Consider the following 23,090-nt stretch of genomic DNA (forward strand, 5'->3'; position numbering starts at 1 on the left):
AGGACCATGACTCCCAGCACTATCCTTGAACCCGGCGGCCCCGTTCCGGTCGTCGCCCGAGCCGACGTGCTCGTCGTCGGCGGCGGCCCGGCCGGAATGGCCGCGGCGATCGCCGCCCGGCGCGAGGGCTGCTCCGTCACGATGGTCGAGCGCTACCCCTATCTCGGCGGCCTCGCCTCCGGCGGCATGGTGCTCGTGCTCGACGACATGCACAATGGCGACGAGGTCACCGTGCAGGGGGTCTGCATGGAGATGATCGAGCGCATGGCGGCGCGCGGCGCCTGCGTCTACCCGCCGCCGGAGGACCGCCGGCAGAGCTGGGACATGCACCGCAAATGGGCGCGCTGGGGCGCCCATGACTTCCGGGCCCAGACCAAGCCGCAGCCCATCGTCATGGCCGCGGCCTTCGACCCCGACGGCTGGAAGCGCGCCGCGAACGAACTGGTGCAGGAGGCGCAGCTCGACGTGCGCCTGCATTCCTGGTTCTCGCGCACGCTGGTCGAGGACGGCAAGGTCACCGGCATCGTCTGCGAGACCAAGTCCGGCCGCCAGGCGATCCTGGCCGATGCGATCGTCGATGCGTCCGGCGATCTCGACGTCGCCGCCTCGGCCGGCGCGGCCCATGAGAAGGGCTCCTTCATCGTCACGACCGTGTTCCGGCTCGGCGGCGTCGACACCGACGAGGCCGAGCGCTTCCAGCATGAGGAGCCCGATGCCTTCGCCGAGATCGATCGCCAGGCCAAGCGCATCATGGGCGGCTCCTGGGACATGTGGTGGCTGAAGACGCCGCTGCCCGGCGTGGTCTGGTGCAACTGCCCGCATATGGCGGGGTTCGACGGCCTGGCGGTCGAGGACCTGACCAAGGCCGATTTCGCCGGTCGCACCAAGCTCTATGCGCTCGTCGACTATGTCCGCGAGCATATGCCCGGCTTCCGCAACTGTTTCGTCGTCGATGTCGCGCCGCAGCTCGGCGTGCGCCAGACCCGCCTGCTGCAGGGCGACTATGTGGTGACCAAGCGCGACGTGCTCGATCGCGTCCATTTCACGGACACGGTGGCGCGCGGCCGCGACTACTACACGCCCTATCGCTCCATGCTGCCCCGCGGCATCGACGGGCTCGTCGTCGCCGGCCGGCATTACTCCGCGACCGAGCAGGCGCAGAAGATGTCGCGCGAGATTCCGCCCTGCATGGCGATGGGCCAGTCGGCCGGCGTCGCCGCGGCGCTGGCCGTCGCCGGCGGGCAGCGCCTGCGCGATATCGCCCCGCAGGAGATTTGCCGGCGCGTGCGGGCCCAAGGCGGCGATCCCGGCGACGTCCCTTCCGCAAATGCCACCATTCTGGAGAACGCCGCGTGATGAACCCCGCCGAATTGCCGCTTGCCGGCATCAAGGTCGTCGATTTCACCCAGGTGATGATGGGGCCGGTCGCGACGCAGGTCCTCGGCGACTACGGCGCCGACGTGATCAAGGTCGAGCGGCCGCCCTCGGGCGACCTGTCGCGCACCTCGTTCCCGAACGATCCGGCCGGGCTGCAGGGCCCGGTCTTCTGCTCGCTCAACCGCAACAAGCGCTCGATCGTGCTCGACCTGCGCAAGCAGGAGGCGAAGGATGCCGTGCTGCGGCTGATCGACCAGGCCGACGTCGTCGTCAATAATTTCCGCGCCGGCGTGATGGAGCGGATGGGCTTCTCCTATGAGGCCCTGGCCGCGCGCAACCCGCGGCTGATCTATGCCGTCGGCACCGGCTTCGGCCTGGTCGGACCCTACGCGCACAAGGGCGGGCAGGACGTGCTGGCCCAGGCGCTCTCCGGCGTGATGCACCGCCGCGCCAATGCCGACCAGCCGCTCGCCGTGCTCTCGACCACCTTCGCCGATTATTCGGCAGGCATGCACATGGTCCAGGGCGTCCTGCTGGCCCTGCTGCAGCGCCAGCGGACCGGCAAGGGCCAGCGCATCAGCGTCTCGCTGTTCGATTCCATGCTGGCGGCTCAGACGCAGGAGGCCGCCGCGCAGATGATGCGCGGGCGCGAGGTGAACTGGGGCGCGATGCCGCTCACCGGCGTGTTCGAGACGGCGGACGGGGCGCTCGTCATGGTCGGGGCCTTCAAGGCCGACCCGCTCGGCGACATCTCCGCCGCGCTCGAGCTGCCCGAGCTGAAGGACGACGCCCGCTTTGCGGGGCACGAGCGGCAGGTCGCCAACAAGCCGGCGCTGCAGGCGATCTTCGCCGAGCGCTTCGCGACGCAGACGACCGCCTATTGGCTGGCGCGGCTCGAACAGCAGGATCTGCTCTGCGCGCCGGTGCGCCAGCTGGCGGAGGCGCTCGACGACGAGCAGACGCACATCAACGGCATGATCCTCGAAGCCGAGGGGCCGACCGAGCGCGTCCGCGTCATCGGCTCACCGATCCATATGGAGGCTGCGCCGGTGACGATCCGCATCGTTCCGGCCGGGCTCGGCCAGCATACCGACGAGGTCATGCGCGAGCTCGGGCTGTCCCTCGAGAAGGTGGCCTGATGCCGATCCAGCTCTCGATCGACGATCACGTCGCCCGCGTCACCATCGACCGACCGGAGGTGCTGAACGCGCTCGACCAGGAGGCCGAGGCCGACATGGAGGCGATCTGGCAGCGCATCGAGGCGGACCGGTCGGTCCGCGTCGTCGTGCTGACCGGCGCCGGCGAGCGCGCCTTCTGCACCGGCGCCGACATGCGCAATCTCGATCCGGAGCTGACCGGCCTGGCCTATTGGGCCGCGGCAAGGCCGTCGGGCTTCGGCGGCATCGCGCTGCGCCAGACGCTCGACATTCCCGTCATCGCCCGCGTCAACGGCCACGCGGTCGGCGGCGGCTTCGAGATGGTGCTCGGCTGCGACATCGTGGTGGCGGCGGAGCATGCGAGCTTCGGGCTGACCGAGCCCCGCGTCGGCCGCTTGCCGCTCGACGGCGGCATGGTGCTGCTGCAACGCCAGATCGCCCACCGGCACGCGCTCGGCATGCTCTTCACCGGGCGCCGGATCAAGGCGCAGGAAGCGCTCGCCTTCGACCTCGTCAACGAGGTCGTGGCGAAGGACGAGCTCGACGCCGCTGTCGACCGCTGGGTCGCTGATATCCTCGCCTGCGCGCCGCTCTCCCTGCGTGCGATCAAGCAGGTCGTGCGGCGGACCGCACATCTGCCCCCGCCAGAGGCGCAGGCGCTGCGGCTGCCCGCCCTGGTCGAGGCGCTGCGCTCGCAGGATTCCGAGGAAGGCGTGCGCGCGTTCCGGGAGAAGCGGCAGCCGGTCTGGCAGGGACACTAGAGCCGGATCCGATCAGGTTGAATCAACCTGATCGGTAAATCCGCCTCTAAACAATTGATAGAGAACGCGTGATCCGATCTGATCGCTGCGCGATCAGATCGGCGCGTGCTCTGAGCCGGGAGCAGCCATGCCCTTCGTCATCACCGACGCCTGCATCGACATCAAGGACAAGGCCTGCCTCGCAGCCTGCCCGGTCGACTGCATCTACGAGGGCGGGCGCACCCTCTATATCCAGCCCGACGAATGCATCGATTGCGGCCTGTGCGAAACGGTCTGCCCGGTCGCGGCGATCCATGCCGAGGACCGCCTCCCCTCGGAGCTCGCCGAATGGCCGGCGATCAACCGCGACTTCTTCGGACCGGACGTGACCGGCTGGGGCAAGCCGGGAGGCTCGGACCCGCTTTTGACGACGACGCGCGATCATCCCACGGTAGCGGCCTGGCCGGGAAAGGCCGCGCGCTGAGGATACCCGGCCATGCATGCCGCCGCCCTGTACTATTTTCGCGAAGTGGCGCGGCTGGGCTCGATCCGCCGCGCCGCCGTGCACCTGAACGTGGCGGCCAGCGCGATCAACCGCCAGATCCTCAAGCTGGAAGACGAATTCGGCGGACCGCTCTTCGACCGCCTGCCCGCCGGAATGCGCCTGACCGTCGCCGGCACGCTTCTGCTGCAGCACATCACCTCGACGATCGAGGCCTATGGGCAGGTCCGCGCCGCGATCGACGATCTCAGGGAAGCGCGCTCCGGCCATGTCACGATCGCGGCGCTCGATTCGCTCCTGGTCGATTTCCTGCCCCGGGCCTTGGCGCGCTTCGGCAGGGATTTCCCGGCGATCAACCACACCGTGCTGGCCGCGCCGCCGGCCGATATCGCTGACATGGTCAGCAGCGGCGCCGTCGATATCGGGCTCACCTTCGTGAGCCCGCTGCCGGCCGCCGTGCATTTCATCGCGGAAGTGCCGGCTCCGATCGGCGTCGTCATGCCGGTCGACCACCCCCTCACCTCGCGCCTGAGCGTCAGCTTCGAGGAAGCCATCGCCTATCCGGTGCTCGACCAGGCCGGGCCGCTGCCGCGCGGGGCCGACATGGACGCGGATTTCAGCCAGTTCAAGGCGCAGCTCAAGCCGAAGGTCACGTCGAATTCGATCCAGATGATCCGGCTCTGCATCGAGCTCGGGCTCGGCATCGCCTTCTTCACCCGGCTCGGCTTCCTGAAGGAGATCGAGCACGGCGAGATCGCCTGGCGCCCGCTATCCTCCCCCGGCGTCAACACGCTGCAGATCGGCATCATCACCGCCGCCCACCGCATGCTGCCGCCTCCGGCCGTCCAGCTCTCCAAAAGCCTGGTGAAGGATCTTCGACGGCTGACGGCGAACTGAGCCCGTCAGGTCAGCTGGGCAGAAAGCTGCCGGCAATCTGCGGCCTGCATGAGAGACGATCACCGCCCCCCAAACGGCAAAGGCCCCGCATGGGCGGGGCCTGAACCGGATGTGTGAGCCGATACCGCGAAGGTAGGTATCGGATTGGCGGGAAGGCGGATGTTACTCGGCCGCCTCGACCACCGGGCGCTCGCGCCCTGCCCGCTCGCGCTTGACCAGCTCGGCAACGAGGAAGGCCATTTCCAGGGCCTGCTCGGCATTGAGGCGCGGGTCGCAGACCGTGTGGTAACGGTCGTTCAGGTCCGCATCGGTCATGCCGCGGGCCCCGCCGGTGCATTCGGTGACGTTCTTGCCGGTCATCTCGAGATGCAGGCCGCCGGCATAGGTGCCTTCGGCCTGGTGCACGGCGAAGAAGTTCCTGACCTCGCTGAGGATGAGGTCGAAGGGACGGGTCTTGTAGCCGCTGGCGGCCTTGACCGTGTTGCCGTGCATCGGGTCGCAGGACCAGACGACATTGCGCCCTTCGCGCTTGGTGGCGCGCACCAGGGCCGGCAGATGGTCGAAGACCTTGTCGGCGCCGAAGCGGCCGATCAGCGTCAGGCGGCCAGCCTGGTTCTGCGGATCGAGCGCATCGATCAGCCGGAGCAGGTCGTCAGGCTTGAGCGAGGGGCCGCATTTCAGGCCGATCGGATTCCTGATGCCGCGGAAATATTCGACATGGGCGTGGTCGAGCTGGCGGGTGCGGTCGCCGATCCAAACCATATGACCGGAGGTCGCGTACCAGTCGCCCGTCGTCGAATCGACGCGGGTCAGCGCCTGCTCGTAGCCGAGCAGCAGCGCCTCGTGGCTGGTATAGAAATCCGTCGTGCGCATCTCGGGATGCGTCTCGGGATCGATGCCGATGGCGCGCATGAAATCGAGCGCCTCGGTGATGCGCTCGGCCACCTCGTTGTAACGGCTCGACTGCGGGCTATCCTTGACGAAGCCCAGCATCCAGCGATGGGCATTGTCGAGATTGGCGTAGCCGCCCGTCGCGAAGGCGCGGATCAGGTTGAGCGTCGCGGCCGACTGCCGGTAGGCCTCGAGCTGGCGGCGCGGATCGGGAATGCGGGCGTCCGCCGTGAAGTCGATATCGTTGATGATATCGCCCTTGTAGCTCGGCAGCTCGACGCCACCGATCGTCTCGGTCGGGGCCGAGCGCGGCTTGGCGAACTGGCCGGCGACGCGGCCGACCTTCACCACCGGCGAGCCGCCGGCGAAGGTGAGGACCACCGCCATCTGCAGGAACAGACGGAAGAAATCGCGGATGTTGTCGGCCGAATGCTCGCCGAAGCTCTCGGCGCAATCTCCGCCCTGGAGCAGGAAGGCCTCGCCGTTTGCGACTTGTCCGAGAGCCTTTTTCAGCTTGCGCGCCTCGCCCGCAAAAACCAACGGCGGAAAGCCGGCGAGCTGCTGCTCGACCGCCTTCAAGGCTGCCTGATCCGGATATTCCGGCATCTGCTGGACGGGCTTTGCCCTCCAGCTCTCGGGCGTCCACCGCTCGGACATCACACGTGCTCCTGAAAACAAAATCTCGCGCCGCCGTCCGGTCGGACGGCAGCGTGATCGAGGCGCTATACACCCGGGAGGCGGCAATGGCCAATACTCGGATGAAGCGATGTAGGGTTCCGCGCAATGCCGGAATCACACCGGGTCGCAAACATGAGTCGGTGCAGCGACTTGCCGCACAATCCTCACAGATCGATTCCGGCTCTTCACACGCTGATTCAGCGAGTTGCCAGCACGCTTCAACGTCCTGGCAGAGCGATGCGAGAGCCCTGCCCTACAGCTTCGCCGGCACCGAGGCGCGCGGCGTCCGCATCGTCACCAGCTCTTCCGCCGCGCTCGGATGCAGGGCGATCGTGCGGTCGAAATCGGCCTTGGTCGCGCCCATGGTGACGGCGATCGCGACGGCCTGGATGATCTCGCCGGCATCATGGCCGAGGATGTGGACGCCGAGCATGCGGTCGCTCTGCGCATCGACCAGGAGCTTCATGTAGATGCGCTCCTGGCGGCCCGAGATCGTTGCCTTCATCGGCCGGAAGCCGGTCTCGAAGACGCGGACCTCCAGGCCCGCCGCCAGCGCCTGATGCTCGGTCAGGCCCACCGTGCCGATCTCCGGCGTGGTGAAGACGGCGGAGGCGACGAGGCTGTGATCCATCGCCCAGGGCTTGCCGCCGAAGGTCGAGTCGGCGAAGGCGTGGCCCTCGCGGATCGCGACAGGGGTCAGGTTGACGCGGTTGGTGACATCGCCGACTGCATGGATCGAGGGCACGCTCGAGGCGGAATTGGCATCGACCATGACCTGGCCGACCGGGCCGAGCTTGACGCCGACCTGCTCCAGCCCGAGGCCGTTGGTGTTGGGACGGCGACCGGTGGCGACGAGGATGACATCGGCATCGATCGGCTCGCCACGGGCGCAATGGGCGCGGCGCGTGCCATCAGGCAGCTCCTCGATGCGGTCGACCGTGCAGCCGAGACGGAAGCTGATGCCGGCATGGCTCAGCGCCTCGCGCAGGCGGACGCGGATATCCTCGTCGAAACCGCGCAGGACATTGTCGCCACGATGCAGCAGCGTGACCGCGACGCCGAGGCGCGCGAAGAGGCTGGCGAATTCAAGCGCGATATAGCCGCCGCCGACGACGAGCATGCGCTTCGGCAGGCTCGGCAGGTGGAAGACCTCGTTCGAGCTGATGCCGAGCTCGCCGCCGGGGATCGGCGGATCGAAAGCGGGATAGCCGCCGGTCGCGACCAGGATGTGACGGGCGCGGATGAGCTCGCCCGACTTCGCCAGGCGGACCTCGTTCGGCCCCTCGACCACGGCGCGCTCCTCGCGGATGGCGACGCCGGCGCCGTCCAGCCCCTTGCGATAGAGCCCGGACAGTCGCGTGACCTCGTTGGCGACGGCATCGCGCAGGGTCGGCCAGTCGAAGCTCGGCTTGCCAACCGTCCAGCCGAAACCCGCCGCATCCTCGAAATCATCGGCGAAGCGGCTGGCATAGACGAAGAGCTTCTTGGGCACGCAGCCGCGGATGACACAGGTGCCGCCGATCCGGTCCTCCTCCGCGATCATGACGCGGGCGCCATTCCCGGCCGCAATACGGGCGGCGCGGGTGCCGCCGGAGCCGGCCCCGATCACGAAAAGATCGACATCGAAATCAGACATGTTCCACCTCTCGAGCGGGCTCGTTCCGCTCCGCATAGAACCAGACGGCAGCGGCGGCGAGCAGCGCGATCCACCAGCCCTGCCAGGCGCCGTGCCCGACGGAGGCCATGGCGAAAGCCGCCACGAAGACCGCGAGCCGCGGTGCAAGATCGCGAGCCGGCAGGCGCCTCAGCCGCACCAGGAAGGCGAGCCCGGCCAAGCCGATCAGCACCGCGCCGATGAGCCCGGTCTCGACCCAGATCTGCACCGGCGCGCTATGTGGGTGACCGACGGCGAGAAGCAAGCGGCGTGGCTCCGACACCTGCGCCGCCACCGGATGCGTCTGAAGCGCGGCGGAGGCGCCGAAGCCCGAGCCGATGATCGGTCGTGCCTGGATCGCCTCGCCGAAGCTGAGCCAGATGTTGACGCGGTCGCGCGAATGCGAATCCGCCAGTTCGGCATGGACGGATGGCGGGATGGCACGGTCCGCGAGCCGCCCCAGGACGGGAGCGACCGCCAGCGTCGCGGCGAAGGCGATCATCGTCGCCGCGAGCGACAGCCGCGGCAGGAGCAGCGTCACCGCCCAGCCCGCGATCAGCATGAGCAGGCCAAACTTGGCCGCGCCGCTCTCGGAGGCGAAGGTGCAGCCGATCACCGCGAGCGCGGTCAGCGCGGCCAGCAGCCGGTCGGGCAATGAGGCGCCCGGCCGGCTCCAGAGCCCGTGCACGACCGGGGCGGCCAGCATGATGCAAGTGATGATCGGCCGGTTGAAGACGAAGCTCATCTGCTTGCCGAGGCCGAGCGCGATGCGCTGGGAGAGGCCGCTGGCCAGTTCGAAGGCGACCAGCGCGCAGGCCAGGATGATGGTGATCGCGAGCGCACGGAGCACGGCCGGCCGCGGCCTGAGCTGCGCCGCGGCGGCGATGACGAGACCGCAGACCAGAGGCAGGACGAGCTCGCCCCAGATGGAGAGGCTGGCCGCCGGCCGATGGCTCCAGGCGAGCGAGACCAGGGCCCACAGCAGGAAGCCGGCAAGCGCAAGGGCAATCGGGCTGCGCATGGCGCTGGCAAGGTTGCGCAGGAGTTCGGCTGCCCGTCCCGCCACCAGCATGGCGGCGAGGAAGGCCAGCGCCGCCAGGCCGAAGATCAGCGGCGCCGAGCGGTTCGCCGCCCACATGGCGAGCGGCAGCGCGACCAGGAGCACGCCGCCGAGCGTCACCAGCTGCTGCGACCGGCGCCGGCGCGAAGGGCTGATCGCGGCGCCGGACTCGGCGGCCAAGGAGGAAGGCAGGCTCATGGCGGAGCGCTTACGCGATCATGGCTGGGCCGCCTAGTGCGAATCCTGTCGCGCTTTCACGGTCCGTCCCGCGAAAGACCTTGACATAAGATTATGCAATCAGGCGCAATTGAAAGGCGGAACATCAAGCTGTCACTGGCGCTGGTGACACGATAATGGTGCGGAAATTCGCACGCGGAGGAACATATGCTCACATCCATCCTGAAGCGCGGCGCCGTGACGGCGCTGGCGCTGGCCGGCCTGACCACTGCCGCATTCGCCCAGCTCGAGCTCAAGCTCATGGCCCCGGCAGCGCCCGGCGGCGGCTGGGACGGCACGGCGCGCTCGATGCAGCAGGCCCTGACCTCGGCCGGTATCGCCAAGAGCGTGCAGGTGACCAATGTCACCGGCGCCGGCGGCACGATCGGCCTGTCGCAGCTGATTAACGCCAAGGGCGACGGCTCGCAGCTGATGGTCAACGGCTTCGTCATGATCGGCGCGATCGTGCTCAACAAGTCGCCGGTCAACCTGACCCAGGTCACGCCGATCGCGCGGCTGACCGCCGAGGCCGAGGTCATCGTGGTCCCGGCGGATTCGCCGATCAAGACCGCCAAGGATCTCGCCGACCGCGTCAAGGCTGACCCGGCCAAGGTGACCTGGGCCGGCGGCTCGGCCGGCGGCACCGACCATATCCTGGCCGCGCTCTTCGCCGATGCCGTCGGCGGCGACCCCAAGAAGATCAACTACATCCCGTTCTCGGGCGGTGGCGAGGCTCTCGCCGCGATGCTCGGCGGGCGCGTCACCGCCGGCATCTCCGGCTATGGCGAGTTCGAAGGCCAGATCAAGGCCGGCAAGCTGCGCGCCATCGCCGTCTCCTCGCCGAAGCGGCTGGACAATGCTCCGGACGCCCCGACGCTGAAGGAGCAGGGCATCAATCTCGAACTCCTGAACTGGCGCTCGGTCGTGGCGGCGCCGGGCCTCAGCGACGCCCAGCAGAAGACCCTCGCCGATGCAGTCGAGAAGATGGCGAAGTCGAAGGAATGGGCCGAGATCCTCAAGGCCCGTGGCTGGGACGACGCCTATCTCGGCGGCGCCGATTTCGCCGCCTTCCAGAAGGCCGAGATCGAGCGCGTCACCAAGGTCATGCACGATGTCGGCCTGGTGAAGTGAGGCGCTGACGCCTCGCACACGATAAACCCGCGAAGGGGCCGGGAAACCGGCCCCTTTTCCACCTCCCGAGTATTTTCAGACGGGCACCGGGCATGGCCAGCGAAACCACCACAAGAAGAATCGACCGACCCGCACTCGTCGTGGCGCTGCTGCTCTTCGCCTGTGCAGGTATCGTCGCCAATGACGCGGCGAGCCAGACCATCGTCTCGACCTATGGCCTCGGGCCGACGGCGGTGCCCTATGTCGTCAGCATCTGCCTTGCCGTGCTCGGGCTGGCGCATCTGGTCGTCGCCTTCAAGGAGGGCATCCCCAAGCCCGGTCCGGCCGACACCGTCGCCATTCTCTGGATCGTCGGCGGTCTCGTCGGCCTCGTCGCCTGCATCGCCTTCGGCGGCGGCTTCATCCTCGCGACGGCGCTGATCTTCGCCTGCACCGCGCGCGGCATGGGCCGGCGCGCCTTCGCCGTCGACTTCATCATCGGCCTCGTCCTCGGCCTGGTGATTTTCCTCGTGTTCCTGAAACTGCTGACGCTGAGCCTGCCCGCCGGGCCGCTCGAGCGCCTGTTCTTCTGAGGAGCGCCGAAGCATGGACACGCTTCTCGACCTTTTCCACGGCTTCACCGTCGCCTTCGAGCCCTCGAAGCTGCTCTTCTGCCTGATCGGCGTCTTCCTCGGCACCGCCGTCGGCGTGCTGCCGGGCATCGGCCCGGCGCTGACAGTGGCGCTGCTGCTGCCGGTCACCTTCAAGCTCGATCCGGCGGGATCGCTGATCATGTTCGCCGGCATCTATTATGGCGGCATGTATGGCGGCTCGACCACGGCCATCCTGCTCAACGCGCCGGGCGAGAGCGCCTCGCTCGCGACCGCGCTCGAAGGCTCGAAAATGGCCAAGGCCGGGCGCGGCGGCCCGGCGCTGGCGACGGCGGCGATCGGTTCCTTCGTCGCCGGCACCATCGCCACGATCGGCCTTGCCTTCCTGGCGCCCTGGCTGGTCGAGATCGCCGTGCATTTCGGCCCGTGGGACTATTTCGGGCTGATGATCCTGGCCTTCGTCACCGTCTCCGCGACGTTCGGCGACTCGCCCCTGCGCGGCCTGACCAGCCTGTTCATCGGCATCACGCTCGGCCTGATCGGCATCGACAAGCTGACCGGCCAGGCGCGGCTGACCTTCGGCGTGCCGGAACTGCTGAACGGCATCGAGGTGACGACGCTGGCCGTCGGTCTCTTCGCAGTGGGCGAAGCGCTCTATGTCGCCTCGCAGCGCGCGCATGCGCCAGAGGAGATCATCCCGATCAAGGGCTCGCTCTGGATGAACAGGCAGGACTGGAAGCGCTCCTGGGCGCCCTGGCTGCGCGGCACCGCCTTCGGCTTCCCGATCGGCGCGCTGCCGGCGGGCGGCGCCGAGGTGCCGACCTTCCTGAGCTATTCGACAGAAAAGCGCCTGTGCAAATATCCTGACGAGTTCGGCAAGGGTGCGATCGAAGGCGTGGCCGGCCCCGAGGCGGCCAACAATGCCTCGGCCGCCGGCACGCTGGTGCCGCTGCTGACGCTCGGCCTGCCGACTTCGGCGACGGCGGCGATCATGCTCGCCGGCTTCCAGCAATACGGGCTCAATCCCGGGCCGCTGCTCTTCGCCGAGAAGCCCGACCTGGTCTGGGGCCTGATCGCCTCGCTCTTCATCGCCAACGTCATGCTGGTGATCATCAACCTGCCGCTGATCGGGCTCTGGGTCAGGTTGCTCGCCATCCCGCAGCCCTGGCTCTATGCCGGCATCCTGGTCTTCGCGACCATGGGCACGCTGGCGGTGAACCCCTCCCCGGTCGAGCTCTCGATGCTCTTCGGCTTCGGCTATCTCGGCTACCTGATGCGGCGCTACGACTATCCGGTCGCGCCGATGGTGGTCGGGCTGATCCTCGGGCCGATGGCGGAGGCGCAGCTGCGGCGCGCCCTGCAGATCAGCTTGGGCGACCCGATGATCCTGCTGGAGAATCCGGGCTCGGCGACGCTGCTCGGCATCGCCTTCATCGCGCTGGTCGCGCCCTTCGTGATGAAGGGGCTGAACAAGTTCAAGGCCGCCGAGGACTGATCCCGGCCACTCCCGGTTCACACGCGGCGCGCCGCGTGTGAACAAATATGGCGCGAATGTGTTCCTTCCGAGCATGAGCCTGCCCGCCGCCATCGCGCGCGCCGGCAGGACAGCCTGAGAGGATGCCCATGAGCGACGTGACCCTCACCTCCGCGCCACCGGCCCAGCCCGCTGTCGAACCCAGCCTGCATCGGGTGATGGGGCCCTGGCTGCTGCTGCTCTTCATCGTCGGCGATATTCTCGGCACGGGCATCTATGCCCTGACAGGACAGGTCGCCAAGCAAGTCGGCGGCATGGTCTGGCTGCCCTTCGTCGTCGCCTTCGTCGTGGCGATGATCACCGCCTTCAGCTATCTCGAACTCGTCACGAAATATCCCAAGGCCGCCGGCGCCGCGCTCTATACGCACAAGGCCTTCGGCATCCATTTCGTCACCTTCATCGTCGCCTTCGCGGTGATGTGCTCCGGCATCACCTCGGCCTCGACCGCCTCGCGCGCCTTCGCGGCCAATCTCTCGAACGCCTTCGCGCTGGGCTTGTCGCCGATCGGCGTCACCGCCATCGGCCTCGCCTTCATGGCGGTGGTCGCGGCTGTGAACTTCCGCGGCGTCGGCGAGAGCGTGAAGGCGAATGTCGTGCTGACCTGCGTCGAGCTCACCGGCCTGCTGATCATCATCTTCATCGGCCTATGGGCGATCGGCGCCGGCCAGGGCGACGTCTCGCGCGTGATGCAGTTCCGTCCGGGAGTCGATGGCGGCCTGTTCTGGCCGGTCATCGCGGCGACCACGCTCGCCTTCTTCGCCATGGTCGGCTTCGAGGACTCGGTCAACATGGCCGAGGAGTGCAAGAACCCGACGCGGATCTTCCCGAAGGTGCTGCTCGCCGGCCTGGTGATCACCGGCGCGATCTATGTGCTGGTCTCGATCTCCGCGATCACGCTGGTCCCGCCGGAGCAGCTCGGCGAGGGCGAGACGCCGCTGCTCAAGGTGGTGCAGGCCGGCGCGCCGAATTTCCCGCTCTGGATCTTCGGCTTCATCACCATGTTCGCGGTCGCCAACAGCGCCCTGATCAACATGCTGATGGCGAGCCGGCTGGTCTATGGCATGAGCCGCGAGCATGTGCTGCCGCCGGTGCTCGGCAAGGTGCATGAGACCCGGCGCACGCCCTATATCGCGATCGTCTTCACGACGCTGCTCGCCTTCGCGCTGATCACCTTCGTCGGCGAGGTGCCGGCGCTCGGCGGCACGACGGCGCTGCTGCTGCTCTGCGTCTTCACCGTCGTCAACATCGCCGTGCTGATGCTGCGCAAGGACACGGTCGAGCACGAGCATTTCCGCACGCCGACGCTGCTGCCGATCCTGGGCGCCCTCGCCTGCGCCTTCTTCGCGGGTCCATGGACCGGGCGCGACCCGGTTCAGTACAGGATCGCCGGCATCCTGATCGGCGTGGGCATCGTGCTCTGGCTGGTGACGATCATGGTCAATCGCGCCGCCGGCGTACGCCCGAGCGAGCCGAGCATGGCGGATATCGGCGGAGCCGGACCGGTAAATTGAGAGAAAGCCGCCCGCGCCAGGCGTGAGCGGCTTTTCCGTACCAAGCGGATGGCGCCGTTCAGCTCAGAGCTGATGGCCGCGCTTGCGCATTTCCTCGCTGAAGCGATCGAACAGGAAATTGCTGGTGTTGACGCTCCAGGGCTGGAGCAGGGCGAAGATCTCGTCGAGCGCCTTCGGCCGTGCGGCGCTGTAGCGCTGGCCGGCCGGCGACTTGAAGAAGTTGGCGACCTCCTTGAGATCGGCCTCGGTCATATGCTTCGCGAAGATGAAGGCAGCCGACGCGACGATCTCCTCGCGCTTCTTTTCGGCGTCGACCTTCAGGGACGCGATCACCTCGTCGGTGTCCTTCTGCAGCTCGGGCCGCGTGGTGAGGACCATCTGGCGGACGCTCTTCTGGAACTCGGCGTAGATCGACTCGAACGAATCGGAGATGCCGGTGAGCGTGAGGACATCCCGCGCGGCGAGCAGATGGCTCTGCGCAATATCCGGCTGTGCGGTCGGGGCCTGGGCCGGCGGCTGGGCGAGGAGCTGGGCCTGGGCGGGAATGGCGAAAACGAGCGCCAGGCCAATGGCCGCGCCGGCGAGGTGGTGTCGGATCATGGCATCAGGCCCCTTCATCATGCGGCGGGTTTGGCGATCGGAACGCGACCGCGACTGATGTCGCGAACCTGCGAGCTGGCCGCTCTCTTGTTTCGGTAACGTCTCAACGGCGTGGCTCGTGCCATCGACCCGGATTGTCCGAGCCGGGCCTCCTTAGCGTGCTTTCCGGCAGAATGGAATCATTCGATCGTCCCTAGAACCTTGAGCCCGTCGCCGCTGGCCAGGATGGCGCAGGAGGCGAGGCCGAGAAACAAGCCGTGCTCGACGACGCCCGGGACGGCATTGAGCGCCTTGGCCAGCAATTCCGGCTTGGCGATGCAGCCAAGGCGCGCATCAAGGATATAATGGCCGCCATCGGTGAGGAGCGTGCTGCCGTCCGGGCGCTTGCGCAAGCTCAGCTCACCGGCCGCGCCACAGGCCGTGATCGCGGCTGCGACGGCGCGGCGCGTCGCCTCGATCCCGAAGGGCACCACCTCGATCGGCAGCGGGAAGCGGCCGAGCTCGGCGACGAGCTTGCTGTCATCGGCAATGACGACCATGCGCTTCGACGCCGCCGCGACGATCTTCTCGCGCAGCAGCGCCGCGCCACCGCCCTTGATCAGGCGAAGCACCGGATCGACCTCGTCGGCGCCGTCGACCGTCAGATCGAGCTCCGGCGTCGCATCGAGCGTCGACATCGGGATGTTCAGGCTTTCGGCCTGGGCCTGCGTCGCCTCGGAGGTGGCGACACAGAGCACTTCGAGCCCTTCTGCGACACGCGCGCCGAGCAGATCGACGAAATGCTTCGCGGTCGAGCCCGTGCCGAGGCCGAGCCGCATGCCCGGGCGCACCAGCTCGAGCGCGCGCGCCGCCGCCAGCTTCTTGAGATCGTCCGGGCTCATCGCCGCCTCATGCCTTGCGAAAAAGATCGTCCCTTTCGGCTAGCACAAGCGCCCGCGCCGCGAGAAGCGCCGCTACAGGATATCCCCGGATCATCCGGGCCGGCAGGCGCCGAGGCGGCACCGATGCCCCCTATTTCGACTGCGGTGTGCAGACCACCTTGTCGTCGAAGACGTAGCAGATGCTCATCTCGCCGGTGCGCTGGTTGACGCGGAAGATGCCGCCCTCGCGCTCGTGCCGCGACGGCATCAGCCCGTATTCGCCGGCCGGCTGCGGCCCCGCCCCCTCGCCCGCCGGGAAGCAAATGGTGATGCCGACGCCGCCCTCCTTGAGCTGGAACTGGCAGGCGCCGACCTCGCCGGTCGAGCGATCGACGCGGTAGACCCGGTTGAGATCGTTCTGCGGCGCCGGCGCGAACTCGAAAACACCGGCCTGCGCCGCGGCAGGAGCCGCGCAGAGACCAAGCACGGCGATGAAGCGCCCGAGCGGCGCGAGCCTGTCCTGAGATATCGGCACGTCTGAATTCCTAACCTCGAATCAAAGCTAGATTAGCACCGATGGCTGACGCTTTGACGGCACGGCGCATACCGAGTGAGACACTTGCCAATTGAGAGGGAAGCGCCTTTAAGCAGCCGCGCCAACCGGAGCCTGGAGCCTGCCCGATGAGCCTGCCCCCCATCGTCGTCTTCGATCTCGACGGCACCCTGGCCGAAACCGCCCCCGACATCATGGCGACGCTGAACACCATCCTGACGCAGGAGGGGCTGGCGGCGCTGCCGCTGGAGCGGGCGCGCGAACTGGTCGGCGCCGGGGCGCGGGCTTTGATCGAACGCGGTTTCCGCGTCTCCGGCCGGCCGCTCGACAGCGAGACGCTGGAGCGGCTCTTCGAGGAGTTCCTGCTGATCTATGCCGACAATGTCGCGCCGAACAGCTATCTCTTCGACGGCGTGCTCGACGCGCTCGACACGCTCGCGCAGGACGGCTTCACGCTCGCGGTCTGCACCAACAAGCCGATCCTGCACACGCGGCTGATCCTCGACCATTTCGGCATCAGCAGCCGCTTCGCGGCGGTGGCCGGGCGCGACAGCTACCCCTATTTCAAGCCGGACCCGCGCCACCTGACGGGGGTGATCGAGCAGGCCAAGGCCGATCCGGCTCGCGCCGTGATGATCGGCGATTCGCGGACCGACATCGCAACCGCGAAGGCCGCGGGCATCCCCTCGATCTGCGTGCCCTTCGGCTATACCGACGTGCCGATCGAGACGCTTTCGCCCGATCTGGTGATCCAGCATTTCGACGAGCTGCCGGGCGCGGTGCGCAAGATGCTGGACCGCGTGCCGGCTGTGTCCTGACACGTCGAATCACGGCCTCCACAAGGGAGTGTCGCAAAAGCGCTTTACAGTTTCCGGCCCGATGCTCTAGGAGAGGCGCCGGTCCGGGCGGCTAGCTCAGCGGTAGAGCACTCCCTTCACACGGGAGGGGTCACAGGTTCGATCCCTGTGCCGCCCACCATATTTCCCAGGCTTTCGCGAACCGTACAGCACACCACCGTGCAGAACGGCGCATGAGCGTGCGCGCCCAAGGCGATGGAGAGGGTGGCACGGTCGAGGGGGTGACGGCCGCCGTCCTACAACGAATCGATGTGTTGACGCAGCACGTCGACCGTTTCTGTAAGCCCCGACGCCTCCATATCCAGCAGGATAATTTCCGCCGTTTTCTCCGGCCGCTTGAGACGTTTGCGCATGGTTCTGATGGCGGCGACGGCTCGACCCGGATCTAAGGCAATTGTGTCCGCTATGAATGCGTCAGCACTCCGTGCTTCTAGATTCAGAGCGAGCAGCCGATCGGGCGGAAAATGCTTCATGTTGTCCGTGACGATAACTGCCGCTTGCGTCTTCAACGCTGCTGCGATCACGTGAGCATCACCTGGATCAGGAAGGTCTTCGCATACAGAAAGGAGGGGTTCGAAGCCGGAGACTTCAGCGTCTTCGAAGGCCTCGGCCATGCAGATGACTGCTCGCGCGGCCTTGCTTTCCGCGTCGGCAACCCCCTTTTTTCTCAAGATGTCAGCGATTGCTCGCTCGGTTTCGTCAAGTACTGGGCGCGACCAGCGGATGCGGAAGAAATCCGCTTCCGCCAGTGTCAGAAGGAGGTTCCGCTTCAACGCACCGGCAAGCGTGCATGCGTCAACGAACGCTGTGAAGCGGTTTGCAAACATGGATCAGATCAGATCCGCATCCATCTCGGCCAATTCCCCGAGAGCGCGGCTGCGTTTCTCGTCGCGTGCGTGCCTGTAGGCGAAAAGGTCGTTGGCGCTGATGCGCCGATGACGACCAACGAGTTCGAACTTGATCTCCCCCTTTTCAAGAAGGGACACCAAGTGCGGACGCGAGACGTTCAGGATGTCAGCGGCCTGCTGCGTCGTTAGCATTTGGCTGACTGGTACAAGGGTGACGGCATCGCCCTTGCCAATGTGTCTGAGTAGCTCCATCAACAAGGCGGATAGGCCGGGCGTAAGCGTCACTTCAGATGGCTTGCGGTCATCCTTCGCCAGTACACGCAGCTTCGCGTCGCCCGCGGCGTGAGACGCGAGCACCTTGCGAAGCTGGTTCGCAGCGGCCTTTTCACTGGCGGACGGCAAGCGTCCGCCGATCTTCTCGGCAGAGGCTGGGATGGTCATTGGGTTTCTCCGGCTGTCGTCAATCAGTACGCGATATTCGAAATAAACGCAACGTGTAAACGGACCATGATGGGCGCCGGTTCCCGGCATCACGTTCGCTTGCAGGCGCCCGCACCTGGGAAACCGAAGCTGACAATCCCTTAGCGCCTCGCGTGCCAGGATCGCATCATCCACTCATGGAGGAGAAGATGCGGACGATTTTGGTTGCGGGGATGATGATGGCTGCAGGCGCGGCGGCGGCAGTGGATTTCGGCGTCGAGCTGAGCATCGCGCAAGATGCCCTGTTCGCTTCATCCCGCCCGCCTCTTCGGGTGGTGGAATGCAACACATTGCGCTGCATTTACCAGACACATTCCAAAGACATAACGCTGTCGCTCGGCTTCAACGACGAGAAGACGGTCGTCACGTTCTACGTCTTCTATCGCCCGTCGAACTGGGCGATCGCTGCCGACTATATCGAGCAAATCCAAGCAGCCTTGCGCGTGCCCCGGGCGGAGATCGTCAACGTTAGGGAACTCGCCGAGGCCGGGAAGGATCGCCGCAGCGGCAGCGCGAACAGCAAGACCGTCGCATGCCGGACCGATGGTGATGGGTTGACACCAACCATAGTGTGCACCCGAGCATAGGAGCCATCCACGATCCTCGAGGAACTGATCACCAAGATCAGACTGACCGTCGAGGGTCTGGAGAAAGTCAGAGAGGCCATCAGGGCCCTTTTCCACTTCAAGCAGGAAGCCAAGACAGTTGCGAACCCGCTGAAGGGCGGGCCCACGCCCTCGCCGGTGCCGACCAGCCTGAAGCCGCGTGGCTCAAGCCACTCGATGATCTCCGGCAAGATCCGTGTTTCCGGTCCAGAGCCGCGGTAAAGGCATGGCTCCAGCATGAGGGCCCTGGCAGCGCAGCGTTCGTCGCATTGCCGCAGCGAACCAGCCCGGACGCGCATTGAGGATCACCAGGCCAAGATTCCAGTTGACTCGAACGCTCGGCGCCAGCCTGTCTCATGCATCGCACCCTTTCGTTGCAGATGCCGCGCAAACCAGCCCTGACAGCCCTGTGCCTGATCGGCCTCCTGCTCGGAGGCGAGGCCACGGCCGCACCGGAACCGGCCTCCTCCGGCATCGATCAGGCGCTCTGCCGGCTGATCGACGGCGCCGCGCAGGAGCATGGCGTGCCGGCCGCCTTCCTGACGCGCCTGATCTTCCAGGAATCGAGCTTCCGGCCCGGCGTCACCAGCCCGGCTGGGGCGCAGGGCGTGGCGCAGTTCATGCCCGGCACGGCGCGCGAGCGCGGCCTGATCGACCCGTTCGATCCGGAACAGGCCGTGCCCAAGGCGGCGCATTTCCTGGCCGAGCTGCGCCAGCGCTTCGGCAATTGGGGGCTGGCGGCGGCAGGCTATAATGGAGGGCCGAACCGTGTCGCCGGCTGGCTCGCGCGCGGCGGCACCGGCCCCCTGCCCTACGAGACCGAGAACTACGTCATCGCCATCACCGGCGCGAGCGCGCAGCAATGGGCCGAGGACGCCAGGGCGGAAAGCAGCCGCGACGCGCGCGACCTGCCGGTGCCGCCGCGCCCGGTGACCCCGGACGGGGCCGCGTCGGGCTGCGGCAGCGTCGTCGCGGCCGTGCGGGCCGGCAGCCGGCCCTCGCTCAGCGTCGCCGAGGCGGCCTTCGCGCCCTGGGGCGTGCAGCTCGCCGGCAATTTCTCGAAGGCGCGCGCGCTCGCCACATTCCAGCGCGCGGCGGCGCGGCATCGCGCCGTGGTCGGCGAGCTGCTGCCAATGGTGATCGGAACCCGGCTGCGCAGCCGCGGGACGCGCGCCTTCTACCGGGTGCGCCTGCCGGCCGCGACCCGGGCCGAAGCGACGGCGCTTTGCCGGCGCATCCAGGCCCAGAACGGCGCCTGCGTCGTGCTCAAGAGCTGAGCGAGCGAAGAGCCGTTCCAGCCATGTTGCAGGCGCGCAACGGGCGTTCGCGAAAGCCTCAGCCCTCGCGTCGATGTGATGGCGGAACGATTGCGCGCTATGCGTGATTCTGACAGGAAAGTGAGGAGATGTTGACCTTTTGGGGTCAGCTTCGTGTCCGTGAACTTCCGCCGTCCCCAGAGGTCCCGATGAACCGCTTCTTCCGCATGGCCCTTCTCGCCGGCCTCGGCGCGATGGCTGCCGTCTCAATTGCTCACGCTTACGAGATCGACCCGCTGACCCGCCAGCCGCTGATGGCCGATGTCGACCCCAGCAAGGCGCAGGCGACTGCGATCCCGCGCGAGGTCGTCTCGTATAACAGCTCGCAGCGTCCGGGCACGATCGTGATCAACACCAGCGAGCGCCGCCTGTATTTCGTCCTGCCCGACGGCAAGGCGATGCGCTACGGCGTCGGCGTCGGCCGCCCGGGCTTCGACTGGGCCGGCGCCCAGACCATCACCCGCAAGGCCGAATGGCCGAGCTGGACCCCGCCGTCGCAGATGCTGAAGCGCCGCCCCGACCTGCCGCGCTTCATGCCCGGCGGCCCTGAGAACCCGCTCGGCGCCCGCGCCATGTATCTCGGCTCGACCCTCTATCGCATCCATGGCTCGAACGAGCCGGAGACGATCGGCCAGGCCGTCTCCTCGGGCTGCATCCGCATGCTGAACGAGGACGTGATCGACCTCTACGAGCGCGCCAAGGTCGGCACCCGCGTCGTCGTCGCCCGCTGAGCGACGCGATCTTTCGGATCAGGGAAAGGCCGGCTCACGCCGGCCTTTTTCTTTGGGGCCCCGCTCTTACTGCGGCGCGCCCCCGGCATCACTGCCGGGGGCCGTTCGACGCTGCCCTCAGCGGAAGCCACCCGTCACGTGCAGCGTCTCGCCGGTGACGTAGGACGCGCCCTCGGAGGCGAGGAAGGCGACGACCGAGGCGATCTCCTCGACCTTGCCGATGCGGGCCATCGGCGTGACGGATTCGATCCAGCTGCGCATCTCGCCCTCGGCCAGTCCCGCGGAGGTGACGCCCTCGGTCGCGATCATGCCGGGATTGACGGCATTGACGCGGATCTTGCGCGGCGCCAGTTCCTTGGCCAGCACGGTAGTGATCGCGTCGACCGAGGCCTTGGTGGCGGTATAGACGGCCGTATTCGCCGGCTGGATGGTGGAGACGCCCGACGAGATATTGATGATGCTGCCACCATCGGCGCTGAAATGCCGCGCCGCCTCCTGGGAGACCAGCAGCAGGCCGAGCACGTTCAGGTCGAAATGCTTATGGAAGTGCTCGGGCGTGATCTCGTCGAGCGGGGCGAATTCGTAGATGCCGGCATTGTTGACGAGCACATTGATCGGCCCCAGCGCCTTCACGGTTTCCGCAACGACGGATTTTGCATCCTTGGGATCGGAAAGATTGCCGTGAACGGCGACCGCCTTGCCGCCATTCGCCGCAATCTTCGCGACGACATCGTCGGCGCCCTTCTTGCTCGAGGCGTAGTTGACGGCAACGGCCGCGCCCTGCGCCGCGAGCTGAAGCGCGATTTCGGCCCCGATGCCCTTGGATGCGCCGGTTACCAGCGCCACCTTGCCCTGGAGAGTCTTGGTCATGATCGTGATCCTTGATCGTGGTCGAACCTCAAAGTTCGATAGTTCGGAAATAATGAACTATTGAACCACTTCAAGAGCCGGCCTATCTTTATTTCATGGTTCAGTTCGTTCACCCCGCGACGCAGGACATCACGCTGGCCGGCGTGCTCTCGGCGCTGGCCGATCCGACGCGGCTGAAAATCGTCAAGGGCTTGATCGGGCAGCAGGACTGCATGTCCTGCACGGCCGCAGCGCCATGCCCGGACATGGCGAAATCGACGCTGTCGAACCATTTCCGCGTGCTGCGCGAGTCCGGGCTCATTCACACCACGAAGCAGGGCGTGGAGCATCGGAACGCCGTGCGCGATGCGGATATCGAGGCGCGATTTCCCGGACTGCTGAAATCGATCCTGGAGCACGCCAAGGACGACTAGCGAAGTTTTTAGAAGCGACTGGCCTCGCGCCAGCCCTCTTGTTGTCCTGTCGCCGATGCCAGGCTCGCTGAGGCCTCGACGCCGGCGCGGCGCGACCGCGCAAAGGCGCGCGGCGAGCTGCCGGTCCGCCTGCGAAATGCCGTGCTGAAGGCGCTGGCGGAGTCGTAGCCGATCTCTTCTGCGAGGCGGTCGAGCGATTTGACGCCGCGGCTCAGCGCGTCCTGCGCCAGGGCCATGCGCCAGCGCATCAGATATTCGATCGGAGCGCAGCCGAGGGCATCGGCAAACCGGGCCGCGAAGGATGATCGCGACATGCCGGCCAGCTCAGCCAGGGCGACGACCGTCCAGTCGGCCCGGACGTCGGAATGAAGCGCGCGCAGAACCTTGCCCAGGCCCGGTTCCTGCAGTCCGGCCAGGAGCCCGGTCGGCAGAGATCCGCTGCCGATGCCGGCCGAGCGCAGGCACTCCATCAGCATCACCTCAAGTAGGCGTTGCAGGACCATGTCCTGGCCGGGCCGGTCGGCGGCACTTTCGGCCATGATCAGATCGACGATGCCGGAAATCCGGCTCGTGCCGGTTTCGGCCTGGCGAATGTGGATCATGTCGGGCAGCAGCGGCAGCAGAAGCGGCGCGTTGACCGGCTCGATCTGAAAAGCGCCGCCGAGCATCTCGAAATCGGGCTCCCCCTCGGGCTCGCCATGGCGGACGGCCTTGTCCGACGGCCGGACAGGGACGCAAGCGACGCCGTGCCGGCTGAACATGGTGAAGGCCGGCGTGGAGGGCAGCAGCACGAAATCCCCTCGCTCCAGCCGCACGGGCTCGGCCCGGTCGACGGCAAGCCAGCACTGCCCCGCCAGGACGACCGCGAAACCGGGCTGTCCGTAGGCCGCATAGCGAACACCCCAGGCGCCGCGCGCCGTGATCGGCTTCGACAGGGCTGCATGGGGACGGAGCAGAGCGATGATGTCGCTGAGAGGATCCATTCTGGACGATCGATAACTTTTATAGGCTCATCGATT

Annotated in this window: 24 protein-coding genes and 1 tRNA gene; 15 read left to right on the plus strand and 10 right to left on the minus strand. The window is 67.1% G+C overall.

Features of this window, described 5'->3' with window-relative positions; all coding sequences use genetic code 11:
- Positions 1 to 6 precede the first annotated feature (6 nt).
- The 5 genes from EV560_RS19785 to EV560_RS19805 all read left to right on the plus strand — a co-directional run bounded on the left by EV560_RS19785 (position 7) and on the right by EV560_RS19805 (position 4,673).
- On the plus strand, positions 7 to 1,356 hold the full coding sequence (locus EV560_RS19785) for an FAD-dependent oxidoreductase (protein ID WP_131857518.1): 1,350 nt from the start codon (positions 7 to 9) through the stop codon (positions 1,354 to 1,356).
- Positions 1,356 to 2,516: a CaiB/BaiF CoA transferase family protein gene (locus EV560_RS19790; protein ID WP_131857777.1), complete on the plus strand. Its 1,161-nt coding sequence runs from the start codon at positions 1,356 to 1,358 to the stop codon at positions 2,514 to 2,516. Before EV560_RS19785 ends, EV560_RS19790 begins: the two co-directional genes overlap by 1 nt.
- The gene (locus tag EV560_RS19795; protein WP_131857519.1) at positions 2,516 to 3,295 is read left to right on the plus strand and encodes an enoyl-CoA hydratase-related protein; all 780 of its coding nucleotides are present in this window, start codon (positions 2,516 to 2,518) and stop codon (positions 3,293 to 3,295) included. Before EV560_RS19790 ends, EV560_RS19795 begins: the two co-directional genes overlap by 1 nt.
- A gap of 127 nt (positions 3,296 to 3,422) precedes the next feature.
- Positions 3,423 to 3,758, plus strand: a complete 336-nt coding sequence (gene fdxA, locus EV560_RS19800) for a ferredoxin (RefSeq protein ID WP_131857520.1) — start codon at positions 3,423 to 3,425, stop codon at positions 3,756 to 3,758.
- Positions 3,759 to 3,770: 12 nt separating this feature from the next.
- Positions 3,771 to 4,673, plus strand: coding sequence for a LysR family transcriptional regulator (locus EV560_RS19805; protein ID WP_131857521.1), 903 nt, complete (start codon positions 3,771 to 3,773; stop codon positions 4,671 to 4,673).
- A gap of 162 nt (positions 4,674 to 4,835) precedes the next feature.
- On the opposite strand, the gene EV560_RS19810 is transcribed toward EV560_RS19805, so the two are convergent.
- The 3 genes from EV560_RS19810 to EV560_RS19820 form a co-directional block, all read right to left on the minus strand.
- Complete coding sequence (locus tag EV560_RS19810; RefSeq protein WP_131857522.1) at positions 4,836 to 6,221, minus strand: class II 3-deoxy-7-phosphoheptulonate synthase; 1,386 nt, start codon at positions 6,219 to 6,221, stop codon at positions 4,836 to 4,838.
- Positions 6,222 to 6,495: 274 nt separating this feature from the next.
- A complete protein-coding gene (gor, locus tag EV560_RS19815; RefSeq protein WP_131857523.1) occupies positions 6,496 to 7,878 on the minus strand; it encodes a glutathione-disulfide reductase in 1,383 nt (460 codons plus the stop codon).
- A complete protein-coding gene (locus EV560_RS19820) occupies positions 7,871 to 9,154 on the minus strand; it encodes an O-antigen ligase family protein (RefSeq protein ID WP_131857524.1) in 1,284 nt (427 codons plus the stop codon). Before EV560_RS19820 ends, gor begins: the two co-directional genes overlap by 8 nt.
- 186 nt (positions 9,155 to 9,340) lie before the next feature.
- Between EV560_RS19820 and EV560_RS19825 the strand changes: the two genes are divergently transcribed.
- The 4 genes from EV560_RS19825 (at position 9,341) to EV560_RS19840 (ending at position 13,938) form a co-directional block, all read left to right on the plus strand.
- Positions 9,341 to 10,303, plus strand: coding sequence for a Bug family tripartite tricarboxylate transporter substrate binding protein (locus tag EV560_RS19825; RefSeq protein WP_131857525.1), 963 nt, complete (start codon positions 9,341 to 9,343; stop codon positions 10,301 to 10,303).
- A gap of 92 nt (positions 10,304 to 10,395) precedes the next feature.
- Positions 10,396 to 10,875, plus strand: coding sequence for a tripartite tricarboxylate transporter TctB family protein (locus EV560_RS19830; RefSeq protein WP_131857526.1), 480 nt, complete (start codon positions 10,396 to 10,398; stop codon positions 10,873 to 10,875).
- Between the two features lie 13 nt (positions 10,876 to 10,888).
- Positions 10,889 to 12,388: a tripartite tricarboxylate transporter permease gene (locus EV560_RS19835; protein ID WP_131857527.1), complete on the plus strand. Its 1,500-nt coding sequence runs from the start codon at positions 10,889 to 10,891 to the stop codon at positions 12,386 to 12,388.
- 128 nt (positions 12,389 to 12,516) lie between these two features.
- The gene (locus tag EV560_RS19840) at positions 12,517 to 13,938 is read left to right on the plus strand and encodes an APC family permease (protein ID WP_131857528.1); all 1,422 of its coding nucleotides are present in this window, start codon (positions 12,517 to 12,519) and stop codon (positions 13,936 to 13,938) included.
- 63 nt (positions 13,939 to 14,001) lie between these two features.
- Here EV560_RS19840 and EV560_RS19845 read toward each other — a convergent pair whose 3' ends face one another.
- The 3 genes from EV560_RS19845 to EV560_RS19855 all read right to left on the minus strand — a co-directional run bounded on the left by EV560_RS19845 (position 14,002) and on the right by EV560_RS19855 (position 15,933).
- Positions 14,002 to 14,538 carry a DUF2059 domain-containing protein gene (locus tag EV560_RS19845; RefSeq protein WP_165923553.1) on the minus strand — a complete coding sequence of 179 codons (537 nt, stop codon included), beginning with the start codon at positions 14,536 to 14,538 and terminating at the stop codon, positions 14,002 to 14,004.
- Positions 14,539 to 14,717: 179 nt separating this feature from the next.
- The gene (gene rpiA, locus EV560_RS19850; protein ID WP_131857530.1) at positions 14,718 to 15,419 is read right to left on the minus strand and encodes a ribose-5-phosphate isomerase RpiA; all 702 of its coding nucleotides are present in this window, start codon (positions 15,417 to 15,419) and stop codon (positions 14,718 to 14,720) included.
- Between the two features lie 130 nt (positions 15,420 to 15,549).
- Positions 15,550 to 15,933: a hypothetical protein gene (locus tag EV560_RS19855; protein ID WP_131857531.1), complete on the minus strand. Its 384-nt coding sequence runs from the start codon at positions 15,931 to 15,933 to the stop codon at positions 15,550 to 15,552.
- Positions 15,934 to 16,079: 146 nt separating this feature from the next.
- Between EV560_RS19855 and gph the strand changes: the two genes are divergently transcribed.
- Both gph and EV560_RS19865 read left to right on the plus strand, forming a co-directional pair.
- Entirely contained in the window at positions 16,080 to 16,769 is a 690-nt protein-coding gene (gph, locus tag EV560_RS19860; RefSeq protein ID WP_131857532.1) for a phosphoglycolate phosphatase, read from the plus strand.
- Positions 16,770 to 16,854: 85 nt separating this feature from the next.
- Positions 16,855 to 16,929 (plus strand) — tRNA-Val (locus EV560_RS19865).
- 115 nt (positions 16,930 to 17,044) lie between these two features.
- Here EV560_RS19865 and EV560_RS19870 read toward each other — a convergent pair.
- Together EV560_RS19870 and EV560_RS19875 are read right to left on the minus strand one after the other, a co-directional pair.
- Complete coding sequence (locus tag EV560_RS19870) at positions 17,045 to 17,635, minus strand: PIN domain-containing protein (protein WP_131857533.1); 591 nt, start codon at positions 17,633 to 17,635, stop codon at positions 17,045 to 17,047.
- Positions 17,636 to 17,638: 3 nt separating this feature from the next.
- Positions 17,639 to 18,097: an excisionase family DNA-binding protein gene (locus tag EV560_RS19875; protein ID WP_131857534.1), complete on the minus strand. Its 459-nt coding sequence runs from the start codon at positions 18,095 to 18,097 to the stop codon at positions 17,639 to 17,641.
- A 188-nt stretch (positions 18,098 to 18,285) separates the two neighbouring features.
- Between EV560_RS19875 and EV560_RS19880 the strand changes: the two genes are divergently transcribed.
- The 3 genes from EV560_RS19880 to EV560_RS19890 all read left to right on the plus strand — a co-directional run bounded on the left by EV560_RS19880 (position 18,286) and on the right by EV560_RS19890 (position 20,788).
- Complete coding sequence (locus EV560_RS19880) at positions 18,286 to 18,723, plus strand: hypothetical protein (protein WP_131857535.1); 438 nt, start codon at positions 18,286 to 18,288, stop codon at positions 18,721 to 18,723.
- A 374-nt stretch (positions 18,724 to 19,097) separates the two neighbouring features.
- On the plus strand, positions 19,098 to 20,018 hold the full coding sequence (locus EV560_RS19885; RefSeq protein WP_248312138.1) for a transglycosylase SLT domain-containing protein: 921 nt from the start codon (positions 19,098 to 19,100) through the stop codon (positions 20,016 to 20,018).
- A 188-nt stretch (positions 20,019 to 20,206) separates the two neighbouring features.
- Entirely contained in the window at positions 20,207 to 20,788 is a 582-nt protein-coding gene (locus tag EV560_RS19890) for a L,D-transpeptidase (protein ID WP_131857536.1), read from the plus strand.
- A gap of 117 nt (positions 20,789 to 20,905) precedes the next feature.
- Here EV560_RS19890 and EV560_RS19895 read toward each other — a convergent pair whose 3' ends face one another.
- The gene (locus EV560_RS19895; RefSeq protein ID WP_131857537.1) at positions 20,906 to 21,658 is read right to left on the minus strand and encodes an SDR family NAD(P)-dependent oxidoreductase; all 753 of its coding nucleotides are present in this window, start codon (positions 21,656 to 21,658) and stop codon (positions 20,906 to 20,908) included.
- 95 nt (positions 21,659 to 21,753) lie between these two features.
- On the opposite strand from EV560_RS19895, the gene EV560_RS19900 reads away from it, so the two are divergent.
- On the plus strand, positions 21,754 to 22,071 hold the full coding sequence (locus tag EV560_RS19900) for an ArsR/SmtB family transcription factor (protein ID WP_131857538.1): 318 nt from the start codon (positions 21,754 to 21,756) through the stop codon (positions 22,069 to 22,071).
- Between the two features lie 8 nt (positions 22,072 to 22,079).
- Here the strand turns inward: EV560_RS19900 and EV560_RS19905 are convergent, their stop codons facing one another.
- Positions 22,080 to 23,054, minus strand: coding sequence for an AraC family transcriptional regulator (locus EV560_RS19905; RefSeq protein WP_131857539.1), 975 nt, complete (start codon positions 23,052 to 23,054; stop codon positions 22,080 to 22,082).
- Positions 23,055 to 23,090: the final 36 nt, after the last annotated feature.

The organism is Allobosea sp. BK604, from assembly GCF_004341515.1.
Lineage (GTDB): Bacteria > Pseudomonadota > Alphaproteobacteria > Rhizobiales > Beijerinckiaceae > Allobosea.

Coding starts and splice junctions, on each gene's coding strand:
- gph (WP_131857532.1), top strand. CDS start 16,080: ATGAGCCTGCCCCCCATCGTCGTCTTCGATCTCGACGGCACCCTGGCC.
- EV560_RS19820 (WP_131857524.1), bottom strand. CDS start 9,154: ATGAGCCTGCCTTCCTCCTTGGCCGCCGAGTCCGGCGCCGCGATCAGC.
- EV560_RS19790 (WP_131857777.1), top strand. CDS start 1,356: ATGAACCCCGCCGAATTGCCGCTTGCCGGCATCAAGGTCGTCGATTTC.
- EV560_RS19880 (WP_131857535.1), top strand. CDS start 18,286: ATGCGGACGATTTTGGTTGCGGGGATGATGATGGCTGCAGGCGCGGCG.
- EV560_RS19810 (WP_131857522.1), bottom strand. CDS start 6,221: ATGTCCGAGCGGTGGACGCCCGAGAGCTGGAGGGCAAAGCCCGTCCAG.
- EV560_RS19890 (WP_131857536.1), top strand. CDS start 20,207: ATGAACCGCTTCTTCCGCATGGCCCTTCTCGCCGGCCTCGGCGCGATG.
- EV560_RS19885 (WP_248312138.1), top strand. CDS start 19,098: ATGCATCGCACCCTTTCGTTGCAGATGCCGCGCAAACCAGCCCTGACA.
- fdxA (WP_131857520.1), top strand. CDS start 3,423: ATGCCCTTCGTCATCACCGACGCCTGCATCGACATCAAGGACAAGGCC.
- EV560_RS19875 (WP_131857534.1), bottom strand. CDS start 18,097: ATGACCATCCCAGCCTCTGCCGAGAAGATCGGCGGACGCTTGCCGTCC.
- EV560_RS19835 (WP_131857527.1), top strand. CDS start 10,889: ATGGACACGCTTCTCGACCTTTTCCACGGCTTCACCGTCGCCTTCGAG.
- EV560_RS19825 (WP_131857525.1), top strand. CDS start 9,341: ATGCTCACATCCATCCTGAAGCGCGGCGCCGTGACGGCGCTGGCGCTG.
- EV560_RS19785 (WP_131857518.1), top strand. CDS start 7: ATGACTCCCAGCACTATCCTTGAACCCGGCGGCCCCGTTCCGGTCGTC.
- gor (WP_131857523.1), bottom strand. CDS start 7,878: ATGTCTGATTTCGATGTCGATCTTTTCGTGATCGGGGCCGGCTCCGGC.
- EV560_RS19900 (WP_131857538.1), top strand. CDS start 21,754: ATGGTTCAGTTCGTTCACCCCGCGACGCAGGACATCACGCTGGCCGGC.
- rpiA (WP_131857530.1), bottom strand. CDS start 15,419: ATGAGCCCGGACGATCTCAAGAAGCTGGCGGCGGCGCGCGCGCTCGAG.
- EV560_RS19905 (WP_131857539.1), bottom strand. CDS start 23,054: ATGGATCCTCTCAGCGACATCATCGCTCTGCTCCGTCCCCATGCAGCC.
- EV560_RS19805 (WP_131857521.1), top strand. CDS start 3,771: ATGCATGCCGCCGCCCTGTACTATTTTCGCGAAGTGGCGCGGCTGGGC.
- EV560_RS19845 (WP_165923553.1), bottom strand. CDS start 14,538: ATGATCCGACACCACCTCGCCGGCGCGGCCATTGGCCTGGCGCTCGTT.
- EV560_RS19895 (WP_131857537.1), bottom strand. CDS start 21,658: ATGACCAAGACTCTCCAGGGCAAGGTGGCGCTGGTAACCGGCGCATCC.
- EV560_RS19870 (WP_131857533.1), bottom strand. CDS start 17,635: ATGTTTGCAAACCGCTTCACAGCGTTCGTTGACGCATGCACGCTTGCC.
- EV560_RS19795 (WP_131857519.1), top strand. CDS start 2,516: ATGCCGATCCAGCTCTCGATCGACGATCACGTCGCCCGCGTCACCATC.
- EV560_RS19840 (WP_131857528.1), top strand. CDS start 12,517: ATGAGCGACGTGACCCTCACCTCCGCGCCACCGGCCCAGCCCGCTGTC.
- EV560_RS19830 (WP_131857526.1), top strand. CDS start 10,396: ATGGCCAGCGAAACCACCACAAGAAGAATCGACCGACCCGCACTCGTC.